The organism is Amycolatopsis sp. CA-126428 (assembly GCF_002904335.1).
Classification (GTDB): Bacteria; Actinomycetota; Actinomycetes; order Mycobacteriales; family Pseudonocardiaceae; genus Amycolatopsis.
Map to the genome: position 1 here is coordinate 23,788 of NZ_PPHF01000084.1, position 25,642 is coordinate 49,429.

16 protein-coding genes are annotated in these 25,642 nt (G+C 70.7%); 5 read left to right on the plus strand and 11 right to left on the minus strand.

Going from position 1 to position 25,642, the window contains the following annotated elements:
• Positions 1–184 precede the first annotated feature (184 nt).
• Positions 185–1,618 (minus strand): carboxylesterase/lipase family protein, encoded by a 1,434-nt coding sequence (locus C2L58_RS23115; RefSeq protein WP_103339706.1) that lies wholly within the window; start codon positions 1,616–1,618, stop codon positions 185–187.
• Positions 1,619–1,644: 26 nt separating this feature from the next.
• Positions 1,645–2,562 (minus strand): MBL fold metallo-hydrolase, encoded by a 918-nt coding sequence (locus tag C2L58_RS23120; protein ID WP_103339707.1) that lies wholly within the window; start codon positions 2,560–2,562, stop codon positions 1,645–1,647.
• 139 nt (positions 2,563–2,701) lie between these two features.
• On the opposite strand from C2L58_RS23120, the gene C2L58_RS23125 reads away from it, so the two are divergent.
• Positions 2,702–3,931 carry a helix-turn-helix domain-containing protein gene (locus tag C2L58_RS23125; RefSeq protein WP_441296312.1) on the plus strand — a complete coding sequence of 410 codons (1,230 nt, stop codon included), beginning with the start codon at positions 2,702–2,704 and terminating at the stop codon, positions 3,929–3,931.
• A 228-nt stretch (positions 3,932–4,159) separates the two neighbouring features.
• Here C2L58_RS23125 and C2L58_RS23135 read toward each other — a convergent pair whose 3' ends face one another.
• The 3 genes from C2L58_RS23135 to C2L58_RS23145 all read right to left on the minus strand — a co-directional run bounded on the left by C2L58_RS23135 (position 4,160) and on the right by C2L58_RS23145 (position 15,224).
• Complete coding sequence (locus C2L58_RS23135; protein WP_103339708.1) at positions 4,160–10,807, minus strand: LamG domain-containing protein; 6,648 nt, start codon at positions 10,805–10,807, stop codon at positions 4,160–4,162.
• Between the two features lie 25 nt (positions 10,808–10,832).
• Positions 10,833–11,378, minus strand: a complete 546-nt coding sequence (locus C2L58_RS23140; protein ID WP_103339709.1) for a hypothetical protein — start codon at positions 11,376–11,378, stop codon at positions 10,833–10,835.
• Between the two features lie 1,023 nt (positions 11,379–12,401).
• Positions 12,402–15,224, minus strand: a complete 2,823-nt coding sequence (locus tag C2L58_RS23145) for a hypothetical protein (RefSeq protein WP_146073648.1) — start codon at positions 15,222–15,224, stop codon at positions 12,402–12,404.
• 261 nt (positions 15,225–15,485) lie between these two features.
• Between C2L58_RS23145 and C2L58_RS23150 the strand changes: the two genes are divergently transcribed.
• The 3 genes from C2L58_RS23150 to C2L58_RS23160 all read left to right on the plus strand — a co-directional run bounded on the left by C2L58_RS23150 (position 15,486) and on the right by C2L58_RS23160 (position 18,172).
• Positions 15,486–15,995 (plus strand): hypothetical protein, encoded by a 510-nt coding sequence (locus C2L58_RS23150; RefSeq protein ID WP_103339711.1) that lies wholly within the window; start codon positions 15,486–15,488, stop codon positions 15,993–15,995.
• Between the two features lie 365 nt (positions 15,996–16,360).
• A complete protein-coding gene (locus C2L58_RS23155; protein WP_199191397.1) occupies positions 16,361–16,870 on the plus strand; it encodes a hypothetical protein in 510 nt (169 codons plus the stop codon).
• Positions 16,871–16,882: 12 nt separating this feature from the next.
• Entirely contained in the window at positions 16,883–18,172 is a 1,290-nt protein-coding gene (locus C2L58_RS23160) for an MFS transporter (RefSeq protein ID WP_103339712.1), read from the plus strand.
• A 4-nt stretch (positions 18,173–18,176) separates the two neighbouring features.
• On the opposite strand, the gene C2L58_RS23165 is transcribed toward C2L58_RS23160, so the two are convergent.
• The 5 genes from C2L58_RS23165 to C2L58_RS23185 are packed head-to-tail and all read right to left on the minus strand — an operon-like array spanning position 18,177 to position 23,111.
• Positions 18,177–19,202, minus strand: a complete 1,026-nt coding sequence (locus tag C2L58_RS23165; protein WP_103339713.1) for a zinc-binding dehydrogenase — start codon at positions 19,200–19,202, stop codon at positions 18,177–18,179.
• Positions 19,199–19,996 (minus strand): FAS1-like dehydratase domain-containing protein, encoded by a 798-nt coding sequence (locus tag C2L58_RS23170; protein ID WP_103339714.1) that lies wholly within the window; start codon positions 19,994–19,996, stop codon positions 19,199–19,201. Before C2L58_RS23170 ends, C2L58_RS23165 begins: the two co-directional genes overlap by 4 nt.
• Positions 19,993–21,138: a CaiB/BaiF CoA transferase family protein gene (locus C2L58_RS23175; protein ID WP_103339715.1), complete on the minus strand. Its 1,146-nt coding sequence runs from the start codon at positions 21,136–21,138 to the stop codon at positions 19,993–19,995. The genes C2L58_RS23170 and C2L58_RS23175 overlap by 4 nt, the downstream gene beginning before the upstream one ends.
• Positions 21,139–21,162: 24 nt before the next feature.
• Positions 21,163–21,960 (minus strand): HpcH/HpaI aldolase/citrate lyase family protein, encoded by a 798-nt coding sequence (locus tag C2L58_RS23180; protein ID WP_103339716.1) that lies wholly within the window; start codon positions 21,958–21,960, stop codon positions 21,163–21,165.
• On the minus strand, positions 21,957–23,111 hold the full coding sequence (locus C2L58_RS23185) for an acyl-CoA dehydrogenase family protein (RefSeq protein ID WP_103339717.1): 1,155 nt from the start codon (positions 23,109–23,111) through the stop codon (positions 21,957–21,959). The genes C2L58_RS23180 and C2L58_RS23185 overlap by 4 nt, the downstream gene beginning before the upstream one ends.
• Before the next feature lie 89 nt (positions 23,112–23,200).
• Here C2L58_RS23185 and C2L58_RS23190 point away from each other — a divergent pair, with 89 nt between their 5' ends.
• Positions 23,201–24,124 (plus strand): LysR family transcriptional regulator, encoded by a 924-nt coding sequence (locus tag C2L58_RS23190; RefSeq protein ID WP_103339718.1) that lies wholly within the window; start codon positions 23,201–23,203, stop codon positions 24,122–24,124.
• A 316-nt stretch (positions 24,125–24,440) separates the two neighbouring features.
• Here the strand turns inward: C2L58_RS23190 and C2L58_RS23195 are convergent, their stop codons facing one another.
• Positions 24,441–25,187 (minus strand): glycoside hydrolase family 75 protein, encoded by a 747-nt coding sequence (locus tag C2L58_RS23195; RefSeq protein WP_233225874.1) that lies wholly within the window; start codon positions 25,185–25,187, stop codon positions 24,441–24,443.
• Positions 25,188–25,642 lie beyond the last annotated feature (455 nt).

Genomic DNA, 25,642 nt, shown 5'->3' on the forward strand with positions numbered 1-25,642 from the left:
GCGCCGTCCATGGGAATGCGCCGAGCTCGCGAACTCCACGGCCGTGAACCCGCTACGCGGTCACTCGTCGGTGACATCCATCGCCCGCTGCACGGCGCCGGCGCCGGGTGCGCGGAAGTAGTCGAACAACGGCATGAGGCGATTATGGCGAAGCGGCTGGTTCCGGGGCACGCGACGCGCCTGCTCAGCATCCGAGGTTCTCCGCCACGGGTCGCTGCGGGTCGTACGCGGCCCAGCCCGGATCTCCGCTGGCGGCGAACGCGACCCACGCGGAGTGCACGCGGGTCGCGAGGCCGTCCGGAGCGGGGCCGGGGCCGAGCAGGCCGGTGTCGCCGTGCAGCCACGGCCGGTCGGCGGTGTCGAAGACGAAGGGCAGCTCGACGGTGTGGGCGGCGCCGAGCCGTCCGTTCAGGGCCGTCGAGCGATACCCGAACGAGTAGAGGTGGGTGCGGCCACCCGAAATCCTTGCGTGGGCTCGAACCATGCGGGCCGTGCCGGCGCCGAACAGCGCCTCTCCGAGCACCGCGGAGCGCAGCTCGCCCGGTGTGGCGTCCGGCAGTGCCGCACGGTGTGCCGCGACCGTGGTCTCCGGGTCCGTGGACACCCTGGCGGCGACGGCGAGCACGTCCGCTTCCGTGGCGAACTCCAGGTTGCCCTGCGGTACGACGTAGAGGTGCCCCTCTTCGGTGTTGGTGCCGATCAGCAGGGCGACGTCGCGGGCGGGACCGTCGGTGAGACCGTCGGCGGGCTGGACCGCGAGGACCACGCTGAACGGGCTGAGCCCGGCCAGCGGGTCCATCGCGGCGCTGGTGCGCAGGTCGAGGCCGGTCAACGAGGGCAAGACCGCCAGGAGGCGCTCGTCCGGGATAGCCGCGAACGCCTCGACGGTCGGGGCGACCCCCAGCGCGGCGGCCGCGGCGGCGGTGACCCGGTGCGCCTGTTCCGGGGTGAAGGCGCCGGTGCCGCTGCCGCTCTGGATGATCGCCCGCCGGAACAGACCGCCGGCCTCCGGCGTCGCGAGGAGCGCTCCGACGAGGGTGGCACCCGCCGACTGGCCGAAGATCGTCACGGTGCCCGGGTCGCCGCCGAACGCCGCGATGGTGGCGTGCACCCAGCCGAGCGCGGCGAGCACGTCGAGCAGCCCGCGGTTGGCCGGAGCGCCTTCCAGGTCGAGGAAACCGGGGATGCCGAGGCGGTAGTTCACCGTCACGAGAACGACGCCGTCACGGGCGAACGCACTGCCGTCGTAGAGCGCCGCGCGGGTCGAGCCGGTGACGAATCCGCCGCCGTGCACGAAGACCATGACGGGTCGCCTGCCATCGTCGGCGGCGGGCGTGCGGACGTCGACGGTCAGGTACTCCTCGCCCCGGACCCAGCCCGGCCCGAAGTAGGGGGTCATGTCGAGCCTGCCGAAGTCGCGGGCCGGCTGGGGCGCGGTGGGCGAGGGCTGTGTGCCGTCGCGGACACCGGACCAGCCCGGGTGGGGCGTGGGGGCGGTGAACCGGCGAGCGCCGGTCGGTGCCGCCGCGTAGGGGATGGCGCGGTAGACCTCGCCGAAGTCGTCGCGGACGCCGCGCACGGCGCCCGCCGGGGTCTGCACGACCGGGTACTCGGTCACGGGAAACGCTTCCTTTCCGGGGGTTTTCAGGAGATGCGGGAGAAGGGCGCCCACTGCTTGATGGCGAACTTCGACCCGGTGCGCTCGACCTCGGCGGCGCCGTGCCCGCCGAAGTGCGCGGGGAAGACGAGCGCGTGGTTTTCGGCGGCGTGGCCGAGCAGTTTGTGCCGGGTGGCCCGGGACTCGGCCGGGTCCTCGCAGAAACAGGAGTTGGTGTCCGGTTCCAGGATCTGCAGCGGCGTGTGCACCAGGTCTCCGACGAACAGGGCCCGGTCGCCGCCGGAGTCCAGGGTGAGCACGGACGAGCCGGGGGTGTGCCCGGGAGCCGGCTCGAGCCGGAGGTTCTCGTCGATCCGGTAGGACTGCTCCCACAGGTGGGTCAGGCCGGCCTCGTGGACCGGGGTGACGCTGTCCTCGAAGACGTTCTGGTTGCCGCGCCCCAGCACGGGCTTCCGCTCGTTGGCCGGGTCCCAGAACTCGAAGTCCCGCCGCGTCATCAGGTACGTGGCGTTCGGGAAGGTCGGCACCCAGGTGCGGCCGTCGAGGCGGGTGTTCCAGCCGACGTGGTCGATGTGCAGGTGCGTGTTGACCACGATGTCGACGTCCTCGGGCCGGACCCCGGCGGCGGCGAGGTTGCCGAGGTAGCCGGTGTCCCGGCGGCTCCACACCTTGGCGTACGGCCGGTCCTTGTGGTTGCCGACGCCGGTGTCGACGAGGATCGTGCGCCCCTCGCTGCGCAGCAGCCAGGACTGGATCGCCGAGTGGCACTCGTCCGTCTCCGGGTTCCAGAAGTCGGGCGCCAGCCGGCCGCGATGCTCGTCCCACGAGCCGTCGGGGCTGTCCGGGAAGAACTGGCCCGGGGTCAGCTCGACCGAGCCGTAGTACTCCTTGATGCGGGTGACGGTGACATCGCCCAGGGTGATCTGCTCCGGGTGCTGGTTCATGGGGTCCGTCCTCGGGTTTGGGGGCAGGTGGCCGAATGAGACCGAGCCTGGACACGGGGGCGCGCACGAACCACTCCCGGGGCGTCCTACCCCTCGCAGGGTGTGGCAGGGATCGGGGCGCGCCCCGGATACTGGGGCAATGGACGGACCTGGCCCGCTCGGCGACTTCCTGCAGGCCCGGCGGGCGCGGCTGCGACCGGAGGACGTCGGTCTGCGCGACCTCGGGCCCCGCCGGCGCGTGGCCGGGCTCCGGCGCGAGGAACTGGCCCAGCTGGCGGGCGTCAGCGTCTCGTACTACACGCGGCTGGAGCAGGGGCTGTCCCGCGGGGCCTCGGCCGAGGTGCTCGACGCAATCGCCCGCGCTCTGCTGCTCGACGAGCACGAGCGAGGGCACCTCGACCGGCTCGCCGGCGCCGCCCGCCGCACTCCCCGCACGCGCCGCTCTCGGCCCGAGAAGCTCGCCGGCGAGACGCGTGACCTCCTCCGCGCGGTGGACGGCGTCCCGGCGTTGGTGCTCGGCCGGCGTACGGACGTGCTGGCGTGGAACACCCTCGGGCACGCCCTGCTGGCCGGCCACCTGGACTTCCACAGCCCGGACGACCTGGCGGGGCGGCCGAACATGAGCCGGATGCTGTTCCTGGATCCACACTGCCGGGAGCTGTACACGGACTGGAAGCGCAAGGCCCGCGCGGTGGTCGGCAACCTGCGGATCACCGTCGGCCGGCACCCGCACGACCCCCTGCTCGCGGAGCTGATCGGCGAACTGACGATGAAGAGCCCGGAGTTCGTCGCACTCTGGGGCGACCACCGCGTGGCCCCCTGCGACGCCGCGTCCTACGAACTGCACCATCCCGTCGTCGGCACGGTGACCGTGACCCAGCAGACACTGTCGATCACCCGCTCACCGGAACAGGTGCTGATCGTGTGCACCACCCCCGCCGGCTCCCCCTCCGCGGAGGCGCTCGCCCTACTCCGCCAGACGAGCGGCGACCGCTGCTTCGTGCACGATTCCGGCAGCTGTCACCGATGGGCCCGGGAACTTCGTGATAGCGCCGGGGACACCGCCTCCGTTCGAGTGGGCGAGAGAATCCGAAAATTAGCGGCATCCGCCTGCGGTCAATACTCGGCTCCATGTCGACACCCTCGCCTGGCACGCTGGAACACCAGGAACTCGGCGGGACTCACGCGACCGTCGGCGTCGGTGTCGGCGATGGCCAGGAACGCCTCGGCGAGCGCGCCGAGCCCGGCCTGCGCAGCATCGGGGTCGTCGGCCAGCGAACCGGTCGACGCGATGAACTGCTCGCGGGAGATGGCGTCGCCCCCGCCGGGGATGTGGGGCAGGTGCAGCTCACGCCAGATGCGCAGGTAGGCGTCGATGATGGTCTGCTCCTGCGGCGAGCCGGGAGCATGGCCGAGGGCTTCGGCGGCACGCCGGCCCGGTGGTCGGGTGAAGTCGGTTCGATCAAGGTGCGGCGTTCGGTGAGCTGTGCGTGTCCAGCGGCTTCGCGCATGGACACGACCGGGGCCACGCAGGCGTCGCTCCCTCCGCCGTCGGATGCCACGGCACCCAGGGGCACCGCCGACTCAGCGGTGCCCCTCAATTCGAACGGGCTGCCAGCGGTGTGGCCGGGACCGCCGGCTCGCTGACGAGGGACCGGAGGTCATCGTCCCTGGAGTCGGACCGAGGCGCCGGGACGGTGGCCTCCTCGCCTGTGAACACCTCGCCCTTGGGCACCGGCAGGGGCAGCACGCCCGCCGCATAACCCGCCTGCATGTACACCTGCGTGTCGTGCAGGATCCGGTTCATCAGCGCGACCGCGTCCTCGTCGGGGTCGGTTTTCCGGGTGGCGGCGAGGAAGGCCGCCCACCACGGCACCTGCCCGCCCAGCGTCGACGACGCGTTCACGTCGATCGGCGCGAGGACAGTGGCGACGGCGCCGCCGATTTCGGCGGGTGTCGGCGTGGTGGCGCCGTTGAGCGCCGCGTCGATCAGCTTCGCGAGGAGCGGGTTGTCCTCGACGCTGACAGCCAGTCCGGGGTCGCGGGCCACGGTCTGGTCGGCGTTCGTGTCGGAGGCCGGCGGGACGCGGCTGACGTACGTGACGCGGTGGAGCACGCGCCACGGCTTGTCGTCGGAGCCTCGCACGCCCCGAAGCGCGACGGCGTCGGGGTCGCTGCTGAGGTCCAGCCAGTTCTGGTCCACCACCTTGTCCAGCAGCGTGCGCTTGTTGCCCGCCGAAGGCGGCAGGTAGAACGTCATGAACCGGTAGGTGTCGACCTTCCCGGGACACGGTGTGTCCGTGTAGGTCTTCGCGACCGGGTCGTACCCCTGCAGCATCGGGTCGCAGTTGTTGGTCACGGTCAGGGCGAGACTGTCCGTGTCGGCGCCGGTCTTGCCGATCTGGACCTTGATCTGACCGCCGAACAGCGCGTCGACCGTACCGTAGCCACCGATCTGCGGCGTCTTCAGCTCGAACGAGACTTGGATCCCCGTGAGATGGGTGTAGTCACGGAGGCCGATGTACGTGCGCTCGTGGGTGGCCGAGAACTGCTCGGTCTCCGCGCGCAGTCCACCGCTCGCCGTCCACACGTACCGATTGGCGATCCCCCGGCTCGGCTGGGCGAACCGGCCGCTGTTGGCCACGTCGTAGAACGGGCTCCCCGCCCGGTCGGGCAGTTTCCGCCCGCCCAGCGGCGTCCGGCCCAGCGACTCCGCGTTGAACTGGGTGAAGTAGGTCTGTGCCCTGCTGTCGGCCCTTGCTATGTCGGCCGCGAGAGCGTACGCCTCCTCGGGTTTGAAGTAGCTGCCCCGCGCCTGGTCGGCGCCGGGGTAGTCGAGGTCGTTTTCCAGCCCCACCTTGCCGTCCAGCGTCCCGTTCTTGACGTAGCTGGTGTCGATCCGGAACATGATGATGTTGCGGTCCCTCGTGTGCAGGTTGGGCCGCACCACCTTGCCCACCATCGTCCCGGTGCCGCGCAGGCGGGCGGCGTAGACGTCCGCGGTGAGCGACTCGACCACCGCATAACCGAAGTTGGTCGGCTGGTACCGGCGTCCCACCGCGAGGTTGACGTAGGGCTCCCCGGTCTCCCAGGCACCACGCAGGCCGAGTGAGTCGGAGACGGTCTTGGTCCACGAAGACACGTACTTCTCGTCCTCCTGGGTCGCCAGGTCCAGGAGCGACTTGTGCTGCACGCCGATCTTCAACTCGCCGCGGTAGCGTTCGACGGAGTCGTCACCGGACTTGGTCTTGACCTTTCCCAGGATCAACCCGGCCCTCACGTCGACGCTCGTCTTGAACGAGCGGTAGTCCGACGAGGTGAGGGTGAGCGTGGTCGTGTCCGCCTGCTCCAGCTTCACCGTGGTGGCGTCCAGGTAGGAGTTGTAGCCGAAGACGCTCAGGTACAGCGGGCGCGACAGGTTCTCGCTCGGCACCGGTGGGGCGCCCTCGATGTAGCCGACGAGCGTGGGGTTGGTCTGCATCGGTCCGATGTAGACCAGATCGAGTTCGCCCAGGCCGTAGCCGGTGAACCGGTGCAGCGCCGGGGTCGTGGCGAAGTACGCCCGGCGCAACGCGGAGTACCGCGTGCCGTCCGGGTAGGTCCCCACCGCGGAGTACTCCACCGCGGCGGTGTGCCCGCGCAGCGTCTTCTGGAAGTCCGTCACCGGGCCGTCGTACACGTTGCGCACCTGCGGTCCCTCGTCCGCGACGGGGGCGAGAGACGGGACGTAGACCGGATTCGTACTGCCGGCCATCGTTCCGTTGGCACCGCCCGCGGTCGCGTCGTCGAGCGTGCCGTCGAACGGCCAGTAGGCGTTCAGCCCCGGCTCGTCCGCCGTCAGTCCGCGGTACATCGTGTCGGCCAGCTGGTCGGCGGTCCGTGCCATCCCCCACAACCGCACCTCGGCGAGGTTCCCGGTGAAGCCGCCCGCGATGGCCTGCTGGTCGAGGTAGCCGCCGATGGTGCACTGCTGGGCGGCTTTCAGGTATCCCCGCTTGTCCGCCGCCGGGGTGGTCACCCCGATCTCGACACCGTTGCCGTAGCAGGTGAGCGTGGCCAGCTCGCCGAGCGCCGCCCACAGGTCGTCGTGGGTCAGGGCGAAAGTGTTGTGCGACACCGTATCGGTGGCGGTCTTCCCTTCGTCCTCACCGAACCACCACGCCGCGGACACGCCGTCGTCGGTGTCGGCCTGCTGAAGACCCCTCCTCGCCTTCCGCACCCCCGTGGCGTCGAGCGCCACCGACCAGAACCGCAGTCCGGTGATGGTGCCCCGGAACGGACGCTGCGACTCGATCGCGAGGGGCCCGGTCGCCGGATCGGCCGGCCTGCCGAGCCCCACGCAGATCGGGGCGTCCGACTGGACCGCCTGGGCCGCGGTGCCGTCGAATTCGACGTGCTTCATCCCTGAGAACGCGCCGTCGACGTACATGGTCGCAGTGCACCGCGTCTTCGCACTCTCGGTCGTGACGGCGAAGGTGACCGCGATGTGATGCGGTTTTCCGTCGGTCACCTTGGTCTTCTTGCTCTCCACGGAGAACGACTTGCGCTTCTCGGATCCCCCTTCGACCATGAAGTAGCAGAACGGCTTGCCCTGGTGGTCCACCGCCAGCCGGAACGCCGGTTTGCCCTTGTCGTCCTCCCACTGGGAGACGACGGTCTGGCCGAAGTGCGCAGTGTGCTTCATCTGCACCCATGCCTCGATCGTGGCCTGCTCCCCGATCGTCAGCCCGGCCGGCGACGAGCACACGCCGTACTCCAGCCCGTTCCCGAACCCCGACGGGTTGAGCGACAACGCACCGGGTGCCCGGTAGACCGCCGCCAGGTGGTTCCAGTGCGTGGACAGCAGGAAGGCACTCGCCTCGACGGCCGGCGTGCCGCCGATACCGGCGACCATGCTCAGGAAGACACCGCAGGGATCCGCGGTCACGGTCTGGCTCGTACTGGTCTGCAACTTGCCGTCGTACGTGCCACCGGTGGCGAGCGCGCTGTTCTTGTAGGGGCCGGTGGTCGCCTCGTCGAGCTTCCAATAGCAGTAGAGGCCGTCCAACTGCCCCGGCAGGGAGGTGCGCATCGTCGCTTGCAGTTCGGCCTGGTCCCGGGCGGCGTTCCAGTACCGCACCTCGGCGATGCTGCCGAACATGCTGACGTTCGTGGTGTCGGCGGTCCCGATCGTGACGGTCGGCGCGTCGGTTCCCCTCGGGTACAGGGTGACGCCGGTCGTCGTCTTCGCCACCTTTCCGTCGACGTAGAGCGTCAGCGTCCACTTCTGGTCGGCGAGCTCACCGACGACCGCGACGTGCGACCAGATGTCGGCGGGTAACGCGTCCGGACCGGACAGCACGGCCTCGGCGGCGGCGCCCACGGTGCCGACCCGGTAGCCGAAAACGGGGGTGCTCGTCTTGTCGAGCGCGAGCCGGCACTGGGGAACGGCCGGTACCGCGATATCCACCACCTGCACGACACTGCCGTACCCGGACCCGCTCGCGGGGCACGGCGGACCGGCGGGCCGTACCCAGGCCTCCCAGGTGAACCCGTTCGTGGCCGCGGGCCCGAACTTTTCGGCGGCCGAAACGGTGACGTACGCACCGATGACCCCGGTGCCCGGGGTGTACGGCCCATAGCGCAGGGCCGGTGCGCCGGTCGTGCCGAGGACGTACGACGGGGTGACGCCGGTCGGCGCCGGCTCTTGCGGACCTTCGTAGCTGATCACCCGGGACGCGCTGCCCGAGGTGGGGCACGCCCAGGCCTCGATGGTCCAGCCCCGGCCGGGCACCAGCCTGCCCACCGTGCTGGGCACCGTCACCCCGCTGGCGCCGTCGAGCTGCAGCGCGGACGGCGTCTTCGCGTGCTGCCACTGCCCGTTCCGGCCGGCCACCACCGCCGCCTTGGGGGTGTTGACAACCGACGTTCCGGTCGTGCCCGGCGGAATCCACGGCATAACGGCGGTCAACGCCTGCATCGACCGGCCCGGCGGCTCCGGGGCAGACGATGCGACGGAGCGCTGCTGGACGATCGCCGCGACCGGCGAACCGGCGCTGAGCGTGCCGGCCGGGGCCGGGACCAGCAGGTCGAACAGGACGCAGCCGCCACGCAGGTTTAGCGGCGCGGTCGCGTCCTGGTTCGCCACGGCGCCCTCGACCTGGTCGGCCGAGACGAACGTGAACACACCGGCCAGCGCCTGGCTGTCCTTCAGGGCGGCGACCAGGCCGGTTTGGTCGCGAGGCACGTCGGGGACGGTGATCGGCGACCCCGGCACCGTGACGGAGATGTTGCAGCTCGCGGGCTCCCCGTTGGACGCTGCCTGCACGCTGACCGCGGACGCCCTGTCCGGCGCGGCGAAGAGCAGGATCGTGCCCGCCGACGTCGAGAGCGAGAAGATCGGCGTGTCCCCAGCGGCGGCCTCGTACGAGTACGCCGCGGATGCCGCGTCACCGGACAGGATCGGCGCGAGGGCGGCGGTGCCGGTGGGCACGTCCGCCCACGTCTGCTGGGCGGTGCCTGCGGTGCCCAGGCTGAACGACACGGTCAGCGTCGTCGTCTCGCCTTGCACGGGGCCGACCGTGACCGTGGACAACGGCGTGTCCGGCCGGTGGGAGACGAGGGTGAGGACTTCGCCACCCCCGACCGGCAGCCGGGTCATCGGCAGCTTGCCGCCGATGTCGAAGAACTCGACGTCACCGGACTGCACCGCCGGGTCCGCCGGGTCGCCGGACGTCACCCCGTCGAGCACCCGCACCATCGTCGCCGCGTCGCGGGGCACGCCATTCCACGTTTCGGCAGGCAGTGCCGCGCCCGGGCCGTAGTCGACGGTCACGGTGCACAGGTCCGGGCTCGGGCCGTCGGCGACCGCGACCGCGAGTCCGTTCAGCAGGGTTCCCGGCCGGCCACCGATCAGGGTCGTCGTTCCGGGGCTCCCGACGGTCGCGGTCCACGGCAGTGCGGCCTCGACCCGGGTGACCGTCGGGTCGTACTGGGCGACCAGGAACTGACCGCCGGCCGGCTTCGCGCGCTGTCCGGCGAAGTAGCAGTGCACCAGGCCGTCCGCACCGTTGAGCAGGGATGGGGTCGCGGACGGTTGCGGCCGGCCCAGCAGCATCGAGACGATCGTGCTGGTGCCCGTGGCCAGCACCGCCTGCTCCGGCACCGGGTAGTCGGCACTGCCGGTGCCGGCGACGAACTTGCCGTCCGTGAACGTGCCGTCGACGGGTTGGCAGGCCGCCGGCGGGCCGGCCGGGATGGTGCCCTGCGGCAGCACGCCGAAGTCGTAGACCGCCAGCGCCTGGGGCAGGCCGGCCGCCTCGTTGGCGACTGGCACGGCAACGGCGAGCCGGGCGGCACGGCGCAGGTGCGTCGTCGTTCCACCGCTGACCGCAGCCTTCTCCAGCTCCTCGAACACGGTCATCGCGACCCCGTTCACCGGCGTCAGCGGCACGGTCGTGGTCGGCGTCACGGCCGCCGTCAGCGGGAAGCTGAGGGTCTTCGCCCCGCCCGCGGAGAAGTCGACGCCGCCGGAACTGTCCTTCGGGTACGACACGATGCTCAGGTTCTGGTTGCCCGGGTCGCTCGAAAGCCCGGCGATGTGCCAGCGCATCCGGTCGGGGTCGTCCGTGGGCACCAGCGCGACGTCGAACCCGCCGGACACCGGGATGGACAGCGGCAGCTCGATCGTGGGCTCCAGGAACGGCTCCCCCACCAGGTTGCGCGAACCGAGCGTGTCACCGGGGCCCGCGGGCACGTCACGACGGCCGCTGCGCTGATAACGCACCTCCCAAGCCCGCCGCAGCGCCCAGGTGCCACTGCCGTCGGCCGCGGCTTGTGTCTCGACCAGGATGAAGCGGTCGAGGTAGAGGCTGCCGGTCTTGGACCGGCGGAAGACGGACACGTAGTCGCCGTCCGTCACGACCCGGAAAGGGGCGTCGGCGGGCGCGGGCTTCGCGGCGATCGGCGGGACGGTGATCAGGTCCGCGCCGCACAACCGCAGCTGCGGCTCGCGGTCGGCCGACTGCCGCGACGGGTCATCGGCGTGGCCGGCCTCCACCATCGGCAGCTCGTTCCAGCCGAGCCACTCGGCAGGCGAGCCGGTGGGCGCGCCCACCGCGAGGACGTTGAAGTACAGAGTGTGCACCCCCACCCATTTCTGCCGGGCGAAGAGCAGGACCGTGCCCCGCACCGTGATGCTGACCGGATCGATGAGGGTAATACCGTTGCAGTCGTCGGACGGCCACGTCTGATCGTCATTCGGCACGGCTTTGTCCCGTCTGGGCTGGGGGTCAGGAATCGGCCAGCTGGAGGTAGCGGAGCGTGGTGTAGCCATTGGGGTCCGAATAGATCTGGGAGGCCAGGACCTTGCCTCCTGCCGCGACCCCGAGCAGACCCTGCAGCTCGATGTCCGTCGGACTGACGACGGTGATCACGTGACTGATCGGCGCGGTCTCGTTGCCGCCCATCGCGGGACCGCCGGCCGGGTTCAGGTCCATGACCTGGTAGACCAGCCGTTCGGTCTGCGTGATGGGAGTGCTGGTCGTGAGGTTGTTCAGCCGGGCGACTATGAACGCGTTGGAGCCGGCCGAGGTCGCGAGCCGGCCGCGCACGTTCGCGTCGATCGCGTAAGTGCCTGCGTGCGGTAGGTGGACGATGAGTGGCGTGTCGGTCCAGGCGTTCGGCAGCAGGGTGATCTGCGTGGCCAGGGCGGCGACGCCGTCCTTCGGCGCAACCTCGGCCGGTGCCGGGCCGACGTCACCCCCCACCGCCGCGGTCGTTCCGGACATCACCAAAACCGCCGCCAGAACAATCGAACCAGTGCGCAGGAACCGCATGCTTCCTCCACGGACACGATGGGCAGGACATCCCCTCGAGCAGTTGTAGCGCCCCTGGACCGGGGAAGTAAAGCAGGCAACCCGAAAGAGCTATAGAACAATTTTCGAATAATTATCAAGGACAAGATCAGCCGATTGTGCATAGTTTCGTCCGGTCGACGGACGGTTCCCGTTCACGGCCGACGGGACGTCCGGAGAGGTGGCACGCCCCAGCCGACGGCAGGCTCCCCGGGTGGGCACCACACGGGCACGGAAAACTTCATGACAAAAACTGGACATTTACGGAGCTGACCGAATTATTGGGTAGACTTGTTCGCCAGCTTGGCCGGATCCGCGATCCGGCGGGGTTGATTCCTGACAAATGGAAGCCATTGAAATTTCTCCTGCGAATCGGCGAAATGGTTCACCGCTGTCGCCGAGCGCTCGAGGCCGGCCGGCCCGGATGTCCCGGCGGGGTTCAGGGGGCGATGCCGACGGTGTGCCCGGCCGTTTCGCCCTGCGGTGCGCCGCTGACCAGCGCGGTCTTCACGATCGTCACATCAGTTGTTCGCGGGCACGCCGGTGGCGCGGCGCATGAACGCGTCGAAGGTGCGGTTGGGCTGCGCGCCCGGCCCGGGCAGCGGCCGGACACCCCCGGCCTGGGGACGGCTATGGGCGACGCCGTGCTGGGCGGGGTGCTGGCGGGCGTGGTGCAGCGGCCCGGCGAGAGGTGGACGATCGACCGGCCGCCGAGGCGGCGATGTCGCGGGCCACGTTCCTGCGCCGGTTCACCGCTCGGACCGGGACGACGGTGGTCACGATGGAGCCGGAGCCTGGGCCCAGCATTTCCGGTCTGGCGTCAGCCGCCGGCATCTGTCCCGGTTACCGGACGCACCGGAAGCGCTCGGCCGAGAACACGGAATCGTGTCCGGCAAGGTCCGCAGTGTCGACGAGTTCGTCGCGATCGAAGCAGCGGCTGCGGCCCCGACCACCCGATCGCTCGTCAGCGGCTGAGGCGGAGCGAAACCTCCTCGCCGAACATGCCTACGCGTCCGGAGTCAGCTTGATGCGCTGCAAGGCCGCGACGGTCCGCTCGTAGCGCATCGCGAGCGGATGACCGGAGCCGGTCCGGGCGTACGGGCGCAGGATTGCCAAGCTATCGCCGAGCGCGGCGATCGCACCTGCGCGGTCCTGCCCGCTCATCCGCGTCGCAGCCGTTGCAGACATTTGCGCCGCCAAGCGGGGTGCGTGCACGCCTGCGTTGTATTCGAGCAGTTCCCGGTCGATGACCGTGGCTTCGGCGGCGGCCGCGACCGCCACGGCCATGTCGTTTCCGATCGCGGCGCAGTTCGCGAGACCTCGCAACGCGGCGGCGAGGTCCGCCCGGTGTCGCCGGGGATTCGCCGCGGCGAGCTTGCGGTAGCGAGCCACGCCATCCCTGATCAGCTTCATACCGAAGTCCAGGTCTCCCAGTTCGACGTGGAGCCGCCCGACCAGGCCCAGGTCCCGCGCGAGATCCGGAGCATGCCGATCCGGGTTGCGCGTCATCAGCTCGCGCCGCAGCGCGAGTGCGCGGTTCGCCGGGATGATCGCCTCGCTGGTCGGGTGTGCCGCCTGCCGTACCGTTGTCGCAACGACGAAGTACGAATTGGCCAGATTGCTTCGGCAGAGCTCGGCATCGGGATCGAAAGGCGCGGTTTCCCAGGTCCGGATCGCCGAGCGGGCGGCGACGAGGGCCTCGGCTGGCCTGCGCATTTCGAGCAGGGATATCGCGAGGTTCGTCAGAGCCCAGGCCAGCCGCATCGGGTCCCCACCCCCGTCATCGGCCGCGAGCGCGCGATACAGCGCCACGGTTTCCTCACTCACGCAGAGCCCCTCGTGGTGGAGTCCGACGTCGTACAGGCGGATCCCCAGCCCGATCAGGTCTTTGCCGAGGCTGGGCAGTTCACGAGCGGATTCCGCCACGACGGCAGCCCGGCGAAGGGCAACGCATTCCCTGGCTTCACGAAGTGCTCCGTGCGGATCCCCGGCAGCGGCGCGGCAGTCGGACGCCACGTGCAGCGCGTCGGCCAACGTCGTGATGTGCTGATCCGACGCCTCGGCGAGCCGCCGGGACAAGGCGACGGCCGCGCGCACCAGCCGAAGCGCCTTCTTCAGGTCACCGAGCAATTTCGTGCGATAGGCGAGCCGGCAGAGTTCGACGGCGAGCAACGGTTCGAACTCCACCGGCTCCCGCTTGACGAGCCTGCGGTAGCAGACCACCGCCTCGCTTCCGGCGTGCACCGCGGCCGAAAGCCGGCCGAGGTCGCCGTAATCCTGCGCGAGTACTCCGAGTGCGTCGGCCAAGGCAGCTTCCGGGGCTCCGGAATCGCGGAGTTCGTGAACGAGGGCCGCCAGTTGTGCGCAGCTCGTTCGCCGGAACGAACGCGGAACCGGGATGCACAGGAGATCGTCACCGGCCGGGGTGGGGATGAGCTCCGCCAACGCGGCGTCGAGCTCGGCGGTCGGGACCGCGTCGGCCACCAATGCCCTGATCATCACCGGGGCGAAGGTGTGTCCGCGCACCAGGCCGAGAACCGTCTCCAGGCGGTCGGGATGACTGCTGACCGCCCACGCGAGCGTCGACGCGAGGTCCGCCGCGCCGTCACGGTCTCCCGACAGGGCGACCGACAACTCGGGTTCGCAGGCCAGGGTCCTCAAGATCAGGTGTCCGAGCAGCAGCCGTGGCACGGCATCGGAGATGCCTGGTGCGTCGGCCGGGAACCGCTCGTCGACCCAGTCGCGAATGCCGGCGAGCACGTCCGAAGGCGTGGTCGCGAACCGTCGCAGCCGAGCCAGCGACCGGGCCGGCGGCTCGAGGGCGTGCACCGTGACGATGTCACCGATCGCGAGTTCACTCCTGACCGAGGCGGGCAGCCGCGGATCCGCCTCCGCCGTCCACCCGGCCACTTGAATGCTCCACAACGCGGTCATGAGCTCCGCGACCGACATGGTTCGCGCGGCGAGGGAACCGGGCCGGTCAAGCACGGCGAGCATCGCCCGGCACAGGAGCACGACGATCGCGTCGTGCACGTCGCCGGCCGGAACGAACGCTTCGGACGGCGGCGGCACGTTCCATGCGGCCGCGTAAGCCCGTACTGCTTCCTCGAACCAACGGAGCCGGTCGGACGCCCGACCGATCGGGCCGAGGCGGACAACCAGGGCCCGGCTCACCGCGGACCTCGCCGCGTCCAGCACATCGACGTGGCTCCGGAGCCGGTCTGGGTCACGCACGCACAGCACCAGCCGTACCCGGACCCGGGCGGAGGCGAGACTGTCGACCAGCTCGGCCAAGTCCCGGCGACGGTCAGCGTCGGTCACGACGACGAGGCAGGGTTCACCGCATTCGTCGATCGCTTCGACCAGGCCGGCCACTCCGGCAGCGCGGCCGCAGTACCACTCCGGGGGGAGTTTCCTGGCCAGTTCGATCGCCAAGCGCTTCTTTCCGGCCCCGTCGAAACCGGCCACGACAGCGATCCAGCTTTCGCCGCCCTCGTCCGTGCACCACCGGATCAGCGTCCGCAGCTCGGCGCTCCTTCCCCGGAAGGGAGCCGGGCAGTGCGCCGCCGAGAGCCATTCCATCAGGCACGACGCCGATCCCGCGCCACGGCCGGGTGCCGGCGGTTTCGGCAGTCCGAGCAGCCGCGGCAGGAGCCGCTCCCGGGTCAGCCGAGCGGCACGTGCGCGCAATCGCACCTGCCGCAACGCCAGAGCGATGTGGGCGAGCACGGCGGCGCCGAGCGCCGCGAAGATCCAGGCCGCAGGATGGTCGCCGGTGACAAGGTTCGTCATCAGGCCGATGACGACGCCGAACACGATCGGCGCCACCGAGTCCACGGTACCCGGCCGGGCTCGTACCGTTTTTTTCACGCGGGCATTATCACGCAGCCATGATGGTCTCGTACGCAGCCAGGGACTCGCCCCTGCATCAACTCGGCCTCACAGATCAGGGACTCTGATCAAGCTCCCCCTTTCGCCGAACCGGGCTTCCACGTCCATGATCATCCGCGCGCCATGGTTTGGGGCACCGGGTTCGGGGTACTTGCGCAGTCCGCGCTCATTGATCACCCCAGACCATCGAGGACGAGCATGCCTGAGCCGACAACGCCCGAGCCGCTGCCGGCCGAGCTGCGTGCGCTGGCCGCCGACGCTGAAGCGCTCGCGGCGCGCACCGCGGAGGTGGCCGCCCGGCTGGAGACCGCACCCGACGGGCACCTGCAGCGCCTCGCCCGGCCCATCGCGAAGGCGACGCACGACCTGAGCGACTACGCCGAAGAGGTTTCCCGGACGGCCGAAGACCTGGCCCGGGTCAGGGTGGCCCGCGACCCCGGCCTGTGCGACGTTCCGTGGGGCGTCTGCCCGACCCACGGCGTCACGCTGCACTCGAGCGGAGGACGCGCCTGGTGCACCGATCCTGGCTGCGCCGGCGCGTGGGACTACGACCGGCTTCACACACCATGTGCGGAGCCGGTCACCGCGGTGGTGACCGATCAGGACGGCGCGACCGCGAGGCTGTGCGAAGCCCACGCGCGGGACGCGAGCGACCGGCTGGCCGACTGCACCGTCTCCCGTCTGGATCACCAGGACTCCGACGACTGAACCGGCACCGCCATCGCGGCTCGGCGCATGCTGTTCTCCAGCCTTGTAGTGACAAGCAGTGGCACGGTGGCCGGGGGACGCGTGGAATCACTACGCTGCTTGAGCTGGCCTCTGCCCTCGGTCAAGTCCGCCGTGAACGGTCGGTGCCGACGCAGGCCGATGCCGCCAAGAACCCGTCGTTCAAGGCAGGCGACCCCGGGCTCTTCCACGCTCCACGACCAGCGACCTGCTCAAGGCCCAGCACCAGCAGCGCCCGCCGGGGACTGTCCGCCGGCCTCTTCGGCTGCTTCGCGCGCCGCGCTTGCCGGTAGACCGCCATCGGACTGCTGCGGCAGCAACTGCGCGACGGCGTCCGGGTCCACTGTGTGGTGCAGGAGGCCGGTTCGGCCGTCAATGTCATCCCCGATCGGGCGGCGGCCGAGTGCATGATCCGCTGCGACACCATCGCCGAAGTCGACGAGGTGTGGGCGCGGGTCCGCCGGTGCTTCGAGGTCGGCGCGCTCGCGGCCGGGACCACCGTGGACTTCACCACCCAGCCGTCGCTGTACCGCGAGTTCCGGCACGACCCGGACCTGGCCGCGCTGTTCGAGACCCACGCGAAGACGGTGGGCCGCACGTTCCCGGACTACCCGGACAAGCTCTTCGGCTCGACCGACATGGGGAACGTCTCGCAGGTGATCCCCGCGCTGCACCCGATGCTGTCGTTCGACCTCCCGGCGGAGGACGGGAACCACACCGCCGCCTTCGCGGCCGCGGCCGGTGGCGCGGAAGGCGACCGGTTCGTCCGCGACGGCGGCCTGGCGATGGCGCTCACGATCGCGGACGTCGCGCGGTCCGCACCGATCCGGGCCCGGCTGACGGCCTCCGGGAACTGAGGGAGAACGACCATGGAACCCACTAGGATCGCCACGGCCCCGGCGGAAGCGACCGGACGGGGCAACCGCCGGGCGCTCGTCGCCGGCAGCATCGGCAACGCCGTCGAGTTCGTCGACTGGGCGGTGTACACGACGTTCTCGTCCGTCTTCGCGCACCACTTCTTCCCCCCGGGCAACGACAGTGCGGCGCTGCTGTCCACTTTGGCCATCTTCGCCGTGGGTTTCGGCGTGCGGCCGATCGGCGCCGCGATCATGGGCGCCTACGCCGACCGGCACGGCCGCAAGAAGGGCCTGGTGCTCACGATCGGCCTGATGGCCGCGGCGACGTTCGTCATCGGGGTCTCGCCGTCCTACGCCCAGGCCGGCCTCGCGGCGCCGATCATCCTGGTGCTCGCGCGCCTGGCGCAGGGCTTCGCCGCGGGGGGCGAATTCGGTGCGGCGTCGGCCTTCCTCGTGGAGTCCGCCGGCCCCGGTCGCCGCGCGTTCGCGGGCTCGTGGCAGCAGGTCTCGGTCGGCGCCGGGATCCTCGTCGCCTCGGGCATGGGCGCGATCGTGACGTCGGCGCTGCCCCGGCAGGCGGTGGACAGCTGGGGCTGGCGCCTGGCGTTCGTGGTCGCCTCCCTGTTCGGGCTCGTCGGGCTCTGGCTGCGCCGCTCGGTGGCGGAAACGGCGTCGTTCCGCCACGTTCGCGGCGACCGGCGCAACGCCCTCGTGACGATGCTCCGGCAGCACCCGAAGGCGGCGCTGCGCGTCTTCGGCCTCAACATCGCCGGCGTCGTGCTCTACAACATGTGGCTGACCTACTTGCCCACCTACGCGGCCGTGTCCACGCACATCCCGCTCAACCAGGCGCTGCTGGCCAACGTCATCGGGCTCGTCGTCTTCGTGGTCCTGCTGCCGTTCGCCGGGATGCTGTCCGACCGGCTCGGCCGCAAGCCCACCCTGGTGACGTTCGCCGGCGGGTTCCTGCTGCTCGCGTGGCCCGCGTTCCGGCTGCTGAACGGGGACTTCCGGCTGCTGCTGCTCGTCCAGGTCGCCGGGCTCGTCCTGCTGCTCGGCTATTCGGCCAACGTCGCGGCCGTCATGGCGGAGCAGTTCCCGCCGGAGGTCCGGGCGACCGGCATCGGTCTCCCCTACGCGTTGTCGGTCGCGGTGTTCGGCGGCACCGTCCCGTACCTCACGACGTGGCTGACCACCCACGGGCTCGGGAGGTGGGTGTGGCTGTACTGCGCGATCGCCGCCGCGATCGGCCTGGTCGTCTACCTGACGATGCCCGAGACGAAGGACAAGGCCATCGACTGACGGGTCAGTCGATCGTCAGCACGACCTTGCCGAAGCGGTCCGGGCTCACCAGCCGTTCGTGGGCCCGGGCCAGGTCGGCCAAGGGGAACACCGAGTCGACCACGGGACGCACCTTCCCGGCGGCGAGCCAGGCGAGGACGTCGGGGACTTCGCGGAGGTCCCCGGCGTGCGCCCCGCGGAAGTCGATCTCGTGGCGGTAGAGGCTGTACAGGTCGATCTCGGCGCGTGGACCCGAGTGCGAGCCCATGCCGATCAGCCGGCCGCCGGGGCGCAGCGCCCGGATGGACTCCTGGATCGTCGCGCCGCCCGCAGAGTTGTGCACGAGGTCGACGCCCCGCCCGTCCGTCAGCGCGCGGACCGCCGCGCCGAATCCGGTCACCTGCCGGTAGTTCACGACTTCGTCGGCGCCGATCCCCCGCAGCAGGTTTCGCTTGTCGTCGGTGCCGGTCGTGGCGATGACCCGCGCGCCGAGGGCGTGGGCGAGTTGCACCGCGGCCGTGCCCACGCCGCTTCCGGCGCCGACGACCAGGGCGGTCTCGCCGGACCGCAGACCGCCGCGCGTCACCAGCATGTGCCACGCCGTGAGGTACGCGAGCAGGCTCGCCGCCAGGTCGACGTAGGTCAAGGACTCGGGCGCGGGGACGGCGTTGCGGGCCGGGACGGCGAGGTATTCGGCGTACGTGCCGTCGGTGTGCTCGCCGAGGAACTTCAGTTCGCGGCAGCGACTGTCCACATCGGACTTACAGGCGTCGCACGCGCCGCAGCCCAGCATGGGCAGCAGGACCACGCGCTGCCCCACCTCGACGTTCGTGACCGCGCTGCCGACCTCCGCGACGTCTCCGGCGCCTTCGACACCGAGGATGATCGGGAACGGCGGTTGCTCGGCGAACTTTCCGTCCCGGACGAGCACGTCGGCGCGGTTGAGCCCGGCGGCCCGGAGCCGGACCAGGACCTCCCCCTCGCCGATCGGGGGACGCGGCACGTCGTCGATCTCGACGACTCCGGCTTGCCTGACGATTGCGGCCTTCATCGTGCTTTCCTTTCTCCAGTGAGCGTTTCGACCTGCCCGGTCGCGGTGACCCGGCCACTGTGGTCACGAACGGAAACCCTGCCGCTGGTGGCGCGCACCACCAGACCTTGGTGGTCGAACAGCGGCGCGACGACGCGGTAGCCGATCGCGGTGGGCGTCACCCCGGTTGCGCGGACGGCTTCCGCCATGGCCAGCGCCTGCAGCGGTCCGTGGACGACCAGCCCCGGGTAGCCCTCGACGTCGCGGGCGTAGTCGCGGTCGTAGTGGATGCGGTGGGCGTTGTAGGTCAACGCCGAGAAGCGGAACAGGACGATGGGATCGACCGGGAACGCCCGCTCGTCCGCTTCGAGCGGCACCGGGGTGGCCGCCGTCGCCGAGGCCGGCGCGGACGCGGCGTCGCGGTAGACGATGTCCTGCTCTTCGACGACCTTCACCTCGCCGTCCTGGCTGATGGTGTGCCGCACGACGACGAAGGTCAGCGGGCCCGACCGCCCCGTCTTGTCCGTCGTCGACACGACTTCGGTGCGCCGGGTCGCGACCCGGCCGACGACCAGTGGCCCCGTCCGCGTGACCCGGCCCCCGGCCGCCATGCGCCGACGGCCCGGCGCCGGGACGATCCCGCGCACGGGGTGACCGTCCGGCCCGAGATCGGCCTGGTGCGGCCGATCGAGCAGGTAGACCCAGTGCCACAGCAGCGGCAGTCCGTCGTTCTCCAGGTCCGGCAGGTCGACGCGGAGCAGCCGGGCGAGGGCCACGGCGGGCTCCGGTTGCAGCACTTCGGTGTGCTCTGTCACGGGGTGACCTCCTCGAATTCGGTGCGGAGGACGTCGTTGTGCTCGCCGAGCCGGGGCACCGGGCCCAGCACCGGCTCCACTTCGTCGATGTCGACCGGAGGCAGCAGCGCCCGGACGGCACCACCAGGGGCCCGGACCCGCTGCCAGCGATCACGCGCGGCGAGCTGCGGATGGTCGAGGAGCTCACCCGGCCGGCGCAGGCGGGCGCACGCGATCCCGGCGTCGCCGAGCAGTGCGACGACTCGGTCGGCGTCGAACGCGGCGAACGCCGACTCGATCAGCGGATCGATCAGGTGGTCGTGGGCGACGCGTTCGGGGTTGTGGGCGAACCGCGGGTCGGCAGCCAGGTCCGGGCGCCGGAGAACGTCCCGGCACAACCGGACCCATTCGCGATCGCTTTGGACGGCCAGGAAGACCTGGTTGCCGTCTCCGGCCTGATAAGGGCCGTATGGGGCGATCGACGCGTGCTTCGCCCCGGTCCTGCGGGTCTCCGAGCCGCCGTAGACGGCGTGGTACGCCGGTTGGACCATCCACTCCGCCAGCGCGTCGAGCATCGCGACCTCGACGGTCGCGCCGACGCCCGTGGCGGCTCGGCGCAGCAGCGCGGTGAGGATGCCAGAGTAGGCGTACATGCCCGTCGCGATGTCCGCGATCGAAATCCCGGCCTTGCTCGGCTGCTCCGGCGTGCCGGTGGCGGTGACGAGCCCGGCTTCGCACTGGATCAGCAGGTCGTAGGCCTTCTTCGCCTGGTACGGGCCGCCGGGGCCGTAGCCCGAGATCGAGCAGTGGACGAGGCCGGGGCGGGCGGCCCGCAGGGTCGCGGCGTCGAGGCCGAGGCGGCCTGCCGCGCCCGGCGCGAGGTTCTGGACCACGACGTCGGCGGCCGCGATCATCGCGTCGAGCACGCGGCGGTCGGCCGGGTCCTTGATGTCCAGCTCGATCGACTCCTTGCCGCGGTTGAGCCAGACGAAGTAGCTGGAGTCGCCGTGGACCGTCCGGTCGTAGCCGCGGGAGAAGTCCCCGGTCCCGGGGCGTTCGACCTTGATGACGCGGGCGCCGAGGTCGGCGAGCTGCCGGGTCGCGAAGGGAGCGGCGACCGCCTGTTCCAGCGCGACGACGGTCGTGCCTTCGAGTGGGAGCATGGAAAGCCTTTCGTGGCCGCCGTTTCAGGGCCGGAGGATGGCGCGGGCCCGGTCGAGTACCGGCTTGTCGATCATTCGCCCGTCGGGACCGGTGACCGCGCCCGCCGATCCCTCAGCCGCCTGAAGGACTGCACGAGCCCACGCGATTTCGTCCGCGCCGGGGGCCAGACCCCGTGCCGTGGGCTCGATCTGGGCCGGGTGGATGCAGAGCTTGCCGCGGAAACCGAGGCTTCTGGCGTAACGGGCCGACGCGGTCACTGCGCCGGCGTCGTGGATGACCGTCGAGACGCCGTCGATCGGCGCCGGCAAGCCGGCCACCCGGGAGGCGAGCACGATCGTGCTTCGCGCGAACAGCATCGCTTCGGCGGTGTCGTCGGCCCCGAGGTCGGCGGCCAGGTCCAGCGCACCGAACCCCAGCCGGGTCACCCCGGGCGCGGCGGCGACGTCGTGCACGCGGTGCAGCCCGGCTGCCGTCTCGACCAGCGCCACCACCGCGGTGTCCGGTCCCAGCCGGGCCGCCAACGCGGCCAAGGCCGCCGGGTCCTCGGCCTTCGGCACGAGCACGCCGAGCAGCCCGCTCGCGCCGGTGACGGCGTCGACGTCCGCGTCGAACCAAGGCGTGCCGGCGGCGTTGAGGCGGACCCACGCCTGGCCGCCGCCGGTCAGCCAGCGGAGCGTTTCTGCACGAGCAATGTCCTTGTCCTCGGGGCGCACCGCGTCTTCGAGGTCGATCACGACGGCGTCCGCGCCCGAGGCCGCCGCCTTGGCGAAGCGCCCTGGGACATTGCCGGGCACGAAGAGCCAAGTGGCCGCGGAGCTCATCGGACGGGGTTCCGCTTGATGAGCTGACGCGCGATGACGGTCCGCTGGATCTCGTTGGTGCCCTCGCCGACGATCATCAGCGGCGCGTCGCGGAAGTACCGCTCGACGTCGAACTCCGTCGAGTAGCCGTAGCCGCCGTGGATCCGCACCGCGTCGAGCGCGATCTTCATGGCCGTCTCGGAGGCGAACAGCTTCGCCATCCCCGCTTCCATGTCCGCGCGCTCGCCGGAGTCGTAGCGCCGCGCGGCGTACTGGACGAGCTGCCGGGCCGCGGTCAGCCCGGTCGCCATGTCGGCCAGGTAGTTGCCGATCGACTGGTGCTGCCAGATCGGCTGCCCGAAGCTTTCGCGTTCCTGGCTGTAGCGGATCGAGCGAGCGAGGGCGGCGGCGCCGACGCCGAGGGCGCGCGCCGCCACCTGGATGCGGCCGATCTCGAGCCCCCGCATCATCTGCGCGAACCCCTCGCCTTCGACGGTGCCCAGCAAGGAGCTGCGGGGCACGCGGAAGTCGGTGAAGGACAGCTCGCAGCTTTCCACGCCCTTGTAACCGAGCTTCGGCAGATCACGGGACACCTCGAAACCCGGCCCCTTCTCGACCAGCAGGATGCTGATGCCGCGGTGCTTCGGCTCGGCGTTCCGGTCGGTGCGGCACAGCAGCGCCACCAGCTGGGCGCGGCGGGCGTTGGTGATCCAGGTCTTGGACCCGTTGATGACGTAGTCGTCCCCGTCCTTCCGGGCCACGGTGCGCAAGGCCTGCAGATCGGAGCCGCCGCCGGGTTCGGTGAGCGCCATGGTGGCCCGGATCTCCCCGGTGGCCAGCTTCGGCAGGTAGTGGTCCTGCTGCGCCTGGGTTCCGTAGTGCAGCAGCAGCTTGGCGACGACGCTGTGCCCGCCCATGGCGCCGGCGAGGCTCATCCACCCCCGGGCGAGTTCCTCGGTCACGGCCGCGTAGCACGGGGTGGACACGCCGGCGTCGTTCCACGGCTCCGGGACGGCGAGCCCGAAGATGCCCATGCGCTTCATCTGCTCGATCAGGGCTTCGGGGTAGGTGTCGGCGTGCTCCAGTTCTCGCACCACGGGCTCGACCTCGCGGTCGACCCACTCGCGGACGACGTCGACGATCGCGGTCTCGTCTGCGCTGAGTTCGTACATGGCTGTCATCCTGACTCGTTATGACGAGTCGTGAGAAATACCGATTCGTGATATCCCTAGACGCGTCCGGCATACCGGCAGGAGGACGCGTGGAACTCAAGCAGCTCTTGGCCTTGGTGACCGTCGGCGACACCGGGAGCGTCACCAAGGCGGCGCGCCTGCTCCACGTCGTGCAGCCCGCGGTCAGCCGGTACATCCGCGCCCTCGAGGACGAGGTCGGGGTCCCGCTCTTCGAGCGCAGCCGCCAGGGGATGACCCTCACCCCGGCGGGCGAAGTCCTCGCCGAGCGCGCGAGACGCGCGCTGCTCGAACTGGACCGGGCCCGCGCCGAGATCCGCCCGGACCGCGAGCACGTGCGAGGCATCGTGACGATCGGGCTGCTGGAGAGCACCGTCGAACTCGTGGCCGCGCCGTTGGTGGAGGTGCTGGGGCGCCGGCACCCGGGCATCGACGTGCGGATCCTGAGCGCGTTTTCCGGTCACCTGCGGCAGTGGCTCGACGACGGCGAGGTGGACATGAGCCTGCTGTACAACGTGAACTCGACGCCGTCGATCGCCGTCACCCCGTTGCTGCGCGAGGCGCTGTGGGCGATCGCTCCCCCCGGCGCGGAACTCGGCCGCGAAGCGCTCACCTGGGACCGGGTGTGCGAGAACCCGCTGATCCTGCCGGTCGCGGGCCACGGCCTGCGCACCCTCGTGGACGAAGCGCTCGGCACCGCGCCCACGATCGTGTGCCAGACCAACTCGATGCCGGTGCAGAAGAGGCTGGTGGCCGCCGGCACCGGGTGGAGCGTCCTCCCCGCGGCGGGCGTCGCCGAAGACGTCGCAGCCGGGCGGCTGCGGGGCGGCCCGATCGTCGATCCCGCGATCTCCCGCACGATCGTCCTGGCGTTGCCGCGAGCCGGCCGCATCCCGCCCGCCGCCGAGGTCGCCGCCACCGAGATCGTCCGGGTGACCCACCGCCTGGTCGAGGACGGCACCTGGCCGACCGCCAGCGTGGCTCAGGCCGGGTGACCGCACACCGGACGCTGCCGTCGAGGATCGCGACGACCTGGTCGCGGCCGACGGCCACATCCACCCCTCAGCCGGCCGGACACCGGAACGACTCAGCCGTGTCCGCGGAGCCGGACAGTGAAGTGCCGTGCTACCCCATGATCTGCGTCGTGCGTGATGATCCGCCCAGGAAAGCGACGGTGCCGTGGCCCTCGACACCGACCGCGTCGGGGCCACGGCACCGACGGCAGCCACACGATCCGCGGAGGCTGCATCCCCGCGAAGTGAACCGGCCCCGTTCGCCCCGCCGAGCGGACGCTCGGCGGGGCGAACCCGGTCAGAGCCCCAGTTTGGCGCCGAGGGTGTCCAGCGCCTTGCTCACCAGGGCCTGGGCGTTGCTGTTGAGATTGACGTTGGTGCCGTTCACGACCCAGGACGAGCCGGAGAAGATCACCACGGTCACGCCGTTGTCGACGCCGCCGGTGGTGCCGCTGCTGGGGATGCCCAGCAGCGAGGCCGCCTTCACCGACGCCTCCCCCAGCTCGCGGGAGTCGTTGTCCGAGGTCGTCTGGCTGTTGCCGGTCTGCGTGTCACCGAAGATGGCGCCGATGACCTTGCTCTTGTAGAACACCAGCGCGAACTGCCTGCCCTTGATGCCGTGTTCCTTGTAGAAGAAGTGCGGGCAGGGGCTCTTGCGGTCCCAGCAGTCGTCGCCCAGCACGTAGAACGGCACGTGGTGCGCGGCCAGCTGCTTGCCGTTGCTGTCCTGGAAGGTCGTCTGGCCCTGGTGGTCGGGATCGGGGTCGCTGCCGTCGGTGTCGACGGCCAGGCCGGAGCTGTAGGCGTAGACACCCGGCGTCACCTGGTACACGTTCACGTTCTTCGCCCGCGTCATGGTGTTGATGTGGGCCTTGGAGTTGACCTTGTTCGCGGTCGTGCTGTTCTTCTTGACGCCGGCCAGCACCTGGGCGGCGGTGTACGAGGGGGCGGCGTCCGCCGTGGCGGCGTCGGCGGTCTTGACCGCGAACGGTGCCACGAGCGTCAGAGCGGCGGCCACCACAGCGGAGCGGCTACGGGATGACATGAGCGGGACCCTCCTCCAATAGTTAGGAAAGTTACCTAACAGAGGGAACCACCCGGAAGTCCGGTGACGGAACACTTTTACCCGGATTTTAGCCAATCGTCCCGGTGTCCGGGGCACACGACCGGCCCGCCGGGTGACCTGCAGGGATTCCGGCGATTGCCCGATAAGCCGCGAACCGTGGCCGTTCGGGCACTCCGGCACCGACGCGGACACCGGCGGTGGCGGCATTGCTATTCTCCCGCCGAGTGAGCTCGGAGGGGGACGTGCGCCGGGCGCCGACCCGGTCCACGAAGAGCTGCGGAAAGGTCGTCCGGTGAGCAACCCGCTGGTCGCGGAAACCAAGGACTCCACGAAGGCGTATTCGGGCATTTCGCTGCTGGAAACGGCGAACGACCTGAAGTCGGCCATCGAAAGCGGCGACTGGGCGTCCGTCGCGATGGGGGCGGTCGGCACCG